The following is a 4057-nucleotide window of genomic DNA, read 5'->3' as shown; positions in this document are numbered from 1 at the left end:
ATAGCCGGTCTTGCTCTTGCCCAAGATAGCGCCGTCCGACAGCCGGACGATCAGCAGTTCGAGATCGTCATACGGGTCCGGCTGGTCGGTCGGGTCGCCGTCTGGCTTGCGCCAGGCAAAGGCCAGCTTCTTGTCCGGCGATAGGGTCTTCTCGATGACGCGCGCGGAGTCGGCGCCTTCGCCGCAGGCAAGGCCCTCGTGCTGATCAGGCTTGCAGGGGCCCATGCCGGCAAGGGCCGGGAGCGTCGCACCGAGAAGTAGGGTGGCGGCAATTAGAGCAAACAGCGCGCGCATTGGATGGCCCCCGGTCCGAGGACGATCCTAGGACATGAGAGTTTGTCTGTCGCGGGTGGGGGAAGGTTCAGGAGGGCATAGCCGTCCAAAGGACGGCGTAGCTTCGCTCGCCACTGTTATTTCTCGACCTTGCCGCCGGCCGCGACCCAATCTTTGAACCCGCCGAGATTGTAGACCGTTGAGTAGCCCATCTCCTTGAGCGCCTTGCCGGCAAGCGCGGCGCGTCCGCCGCCGGCACAATGCACAATCACCGGCCGGTCATGGGCGAAGTTGGCGTCGGCGGAGGGAGCGGTGAGGTCGGCCCGCATCTCGATCGAGCCGCGCGGGATGTGCACAGAGCCGGCGATCTTGCCGGTCTGCGCCAGCTCGGCGCTGTCGCGCACGTCCACGATCAGCGCGCCCTTGGCGGCCATGTCCATCGCCTCCTGGGCGGAGATCTTCGGCACCACGGCATTGGCGGCATCGACAAGGGCTTTGTAGGTTGTAGACATGGGGGATACACGCTTGTGTTGTGCGAAAATTGAGGTTTACTATGCGCTGTATACGAATAGAGCAAAACTCAAGCGGGAATAATATTCAATGAAAATTTTTATTAGTTGGTCAAAGGATGCGAGTAAGCAGGCAGCTATAGAGCTGAAGAAATTCATATCCGAGTTTTTTCGTAGCAAAAGTTTGGATATATTTCTTTCTATATCTGAAATTCAGCCCGGTGAAGCTTGGTTCGATAAAGTCAGAGAAGCAATTGAAGGCAGCTCAGTTTGCATAATAGTGCTGACAGATGAAAATGAATTGTCCCGTTGGCTTTATTTTGAAGCGGGAGCTATTGCGTTCAACACCGAGTCCTCAAAAAATATTGTGCCGCTTTTGTTGAACTCGCGAGAGATCGACAAGAGTTCGCCGCTTAGCCACTACCAGTGCGTGAGAAATACGCCGGAAGACTTACTGCGTCTTTTCCGTACCATAAAAAAAGAAGGCAAACTAACTGGGGTACGTGAGGAAGATTTCCAAACTCGCTTCCAAACTCAATATTCTCCTTTCAATCTAAAAATCAACGGAATCATTGAGCAGACTTTTGTGGGAGCGCTTGCGAATGTCCCGTTCGGTCACATCTTTCCCAAAGATACGAAACGCACTGAAGTTGGAACGGTTTTTATTGGCGCACCAATGGCGTCCCACCAATCCGCCATTGCTTACGAAAACGAGCGCAAACGAATGGCGGAATTTAAGGAAGCCGTTGATATCTGCTGTCCATCCGTAAAGAGGATTTATTGGGCGGGCAGTGAAATTCCTTCTGTCAAAAAATTCGACGGTGAGCAAATAGCGCTTACTAGAGATTTGGGGCAACTTAAACTAAGTGAGATTTGTTTATTCGTTTTGTTCGCGAAGCTGCCCACGAGCGTGCATGTTGAAATTGGCTACGCGATCGCATTGAATAAAAAAATAGTCATCTTCTGCAAGAATCGAGAAGATTTGCCATTCCTGTTGAAAAGGGCTGATAAACAAATAAGTAACTTAAGTATCTACGAATGCTCATCATACGATGAGCTATTAAAGTTGATTGACAAGGACGGTGAGGCCATCATCTCTAACGAGACAAGGCCATAGCTTGAAGCGCGCCGCCCTCTGGATCGTTAAACGGCTAGTAGCGCCGTTGGATCGACAGTTACAGACTCTACAGTCTCTACTTTGACGCCTATTTTCAAAGATTTTAATAAATCACAGAGTGCGTCGCCGTCGACTAAATCGATGGCTGGCGCTCCGTCTCTGGTCGCTTCTTTGCGCGCGTCCGCTGTGAAAGTACCAGTAGTTATGACCAAGCCTTTATCAGCACGCCCGACCATTGCGCCGCGGAAATCGCGAACCACGCCTGCTCCAACAGAGTCTCTATATCGTTTGGATTGAAACAAGACATGAAATGACAAGAGATTTACGCGTAAGACTCCGGTGCCGTCGATGCCGCCATCTCCACTTCTTCCAGTCACTTCAACTTTTATGAAACCGGATTCTCGAAGAATTCGTTGACATAACCGTTCGAAGCCGCTCGGCGTCATGGACAGCAGTGTTTCAAGTAAAAGCTCTTTCCAAGATTGCGCTGAATCTTCGATTTCCTCTTCCTCGTCCTCCTCATCCGCCGAAGCCGATGCTGCAGCAGCTCGTGCCTCTCGATTTTGTTGTCGGACTTTTGCTTTGATTGAGCGAATTTCGTCGTCTGACATCTGATCGCCTTTAGACGTCAGATGCCAAACTCCTTTTTCTGAATTGTCGAGCGCGCCGCCCTTTTTCAAATAAGTACGCGCCCAAGCGAGACGGTAGCTAAATTCTGTCCGGGGACCATCCCCGTGCAATTGAGATCGTTGTGCTTCGGAGAGATTTGTCGCCGACGCAACGGCTTCTTCCATTTCTTCGATCGTGGCCGATCCGCCTCTAGCCCTGAGCGCGTGAACAACCGGAACAAAAAACGTATGAAAAGACGGAAATATTGGCATCTTCCCCCCAAAACGATACTTGCGCTAATTTACTAGATTCACTCCGCCAGCCTGCTGGCCCTTCTTCTTCCGTCCCGCGTCCTTGCGCCCCAACACCGGCTTCAGGAATTTGCCGGTGTAACTGCGTGCGACTTTCACAATATCTTCCGGCGTGCCCTGGGCGACGATTTCGCCGTCGCACCGATTGCCACACGCATCATATCGCAATTTCTCTCGGTAATCGTGCCTCGGCATGAAATTCCAAGCCGTCCGGCCTGAATGAGAAATCGACCTTACCGTCGAGCTGGCCTTCAAGAATGCGCCGTATCAGCGTCGAGCCAAATCCATCGTGGGTCTGCGGCGGCACAGGTGGCCCCAGACTTTCGCGCCACCGCAATTTGATCCGCTGATCGTCACCTTCATCGACCAGCGTCCAGCTTACGGCAAGCTTGCCTTCGTCGCGCGAGAGCGCGCCGTATTTGCTGGCATTCGTGGTCAGCTCGTGGAGCACCATGCCGAACGTTACGGCGCCCTGCGCGGGCAACTTGAAGTCCGGGCCTTCGAGGTTCAACCGGCCGGTGCGATCATAGGGCGCCAACTCGCTGGCGATCAATTCGGCAAACGATATCGAGCCCCAGCGCCGGTCGATGAGCAGCGTGTGCGTGTTGGCGAGCGAGGCAATGCGCGCAACAATGCTGTCGCGAAAGCTGTCGATGTCGGTGGCGGCGCGCAGGCTCATCTGAATCACGGCCTGCACCGTCGCCAGCGTATTTTTGACGCGGTGATGGAGTTCGGCGATCAACAACTGTTGTTGCTGTTCCGCCGCGCGGCGTTCGGCAACCTCGCGCCGCAAGGCGATCTGGGCCATCACCTGCCGGGCCATCAGATGAAGAAGGTTGCGTTGCCGCGCATCGAGCTGACGCGGTTTGTAGTCGACCACGCAGACCGTGCCGAGCGGCAGGCCGTCCTCATTACGCAAAACCGCCCCAGCGTAAAAACGCAGGCCCGGTTCGCCGGTCACGAACGGATTGTCGGCGAACCGCGCATCCTTGGTCGCGTCGGGGACAATCAACAGGTCTTCGTCGTGCAAAATCGTATGCGCGCAAAACGCAACGTCGCGGCCGGTCTCGCGAAGGTCGCCAATGCCGTGGGCGGCCTTGTGCCACTGGCGTTCTCGGTCGATCAGAGTGATTGTGGAGAAGGGAGCGTCGCAGACATCGGCGAGTATTTTCACGACGTCGTCGAAGTCGCTCTCACGCGGCGTGTCGAGAATGTCGTAGCTCTGCAACGCGGCTAGG

General features: G+C 54.5%; 5 protein-coding genes. 1 reads left to right on the top strand and 4 read right to left on the bottom strand.

The window, feature by feature from the left end:
- Both VGN12_01345 and VGN12_01340 read right to left on the bottom strand, forming a co-directional pair.
- Positions 1 to 294, bottom strand: a 294-nt coding sequence (locus tag VGN12_01345; protein HEY4308069.1) for a hypothetical protein, incomplete at its 3' end; no start/stop codon positions are given.
- Positions 295 to 410: 116 nt separating this feature from the next.
- Positions 411 to 785, bottom strand: coding sequence for a rhodanese-like domain-containing protein (locus tag VGN12_01340; GenBank protein ID HEY4308068.1), 375 nt, complete (start codon positions 783 to 785; stop codon positions 411 to 413).
- A gap of 88 nt (positions 786 to 873) precedes the next feature.
- Here VGN12_01340 and VGN12_01335 point away from each other — a divergent pair, with 88 nt between their 5' ends.
- Entirely contained in the window at positions 874 to 1899 is a 1026-nt protein-coding gene (locus VGN12_01335; GenBank protein HEY4308067.1) for a toll/interleukin-1 receptor domain-containing protein, read from the top strand.
- Positions 1900 to 1925: 26 nt separating this feature from the next.
- On the opposite strand, the gene VGN12_01330 is transcribed toward VGN12_01335, so the two are convergent.
- A complete protein-coding gene (locus VGN12_01330; protein ID HEY4308066.1) occupies positions 1926 to 2780 on the bottom strand; it encodes a restriction endonuclease in 855 nt (284 codons plus the stop codon).
- A 196-nt stretch (positions 2781 to 2976) separates the two neighbouring features.
- Positions 2977 to 4057 (bottom strand): HWE histidine kinase domain-containing protein (locus VGN12_01325; GenBank protein ID HEY4308065.1); only part of this gene is annotated, 1081 nt, incomplete at its 5' end.

Source organism: Pirellulales bacterium (genome assembly GCA_036499395.1).
GTDB lineage: Bacteria > Planctomycetota > Planctomycetia > Pirellulales > JACPPG01 > JACPPG01.
The sequence above is the reverse complement of the archived record's forward strand: the minus strand, read 5'-3'. Positions and strand labels throughout refer to the sequence as shown.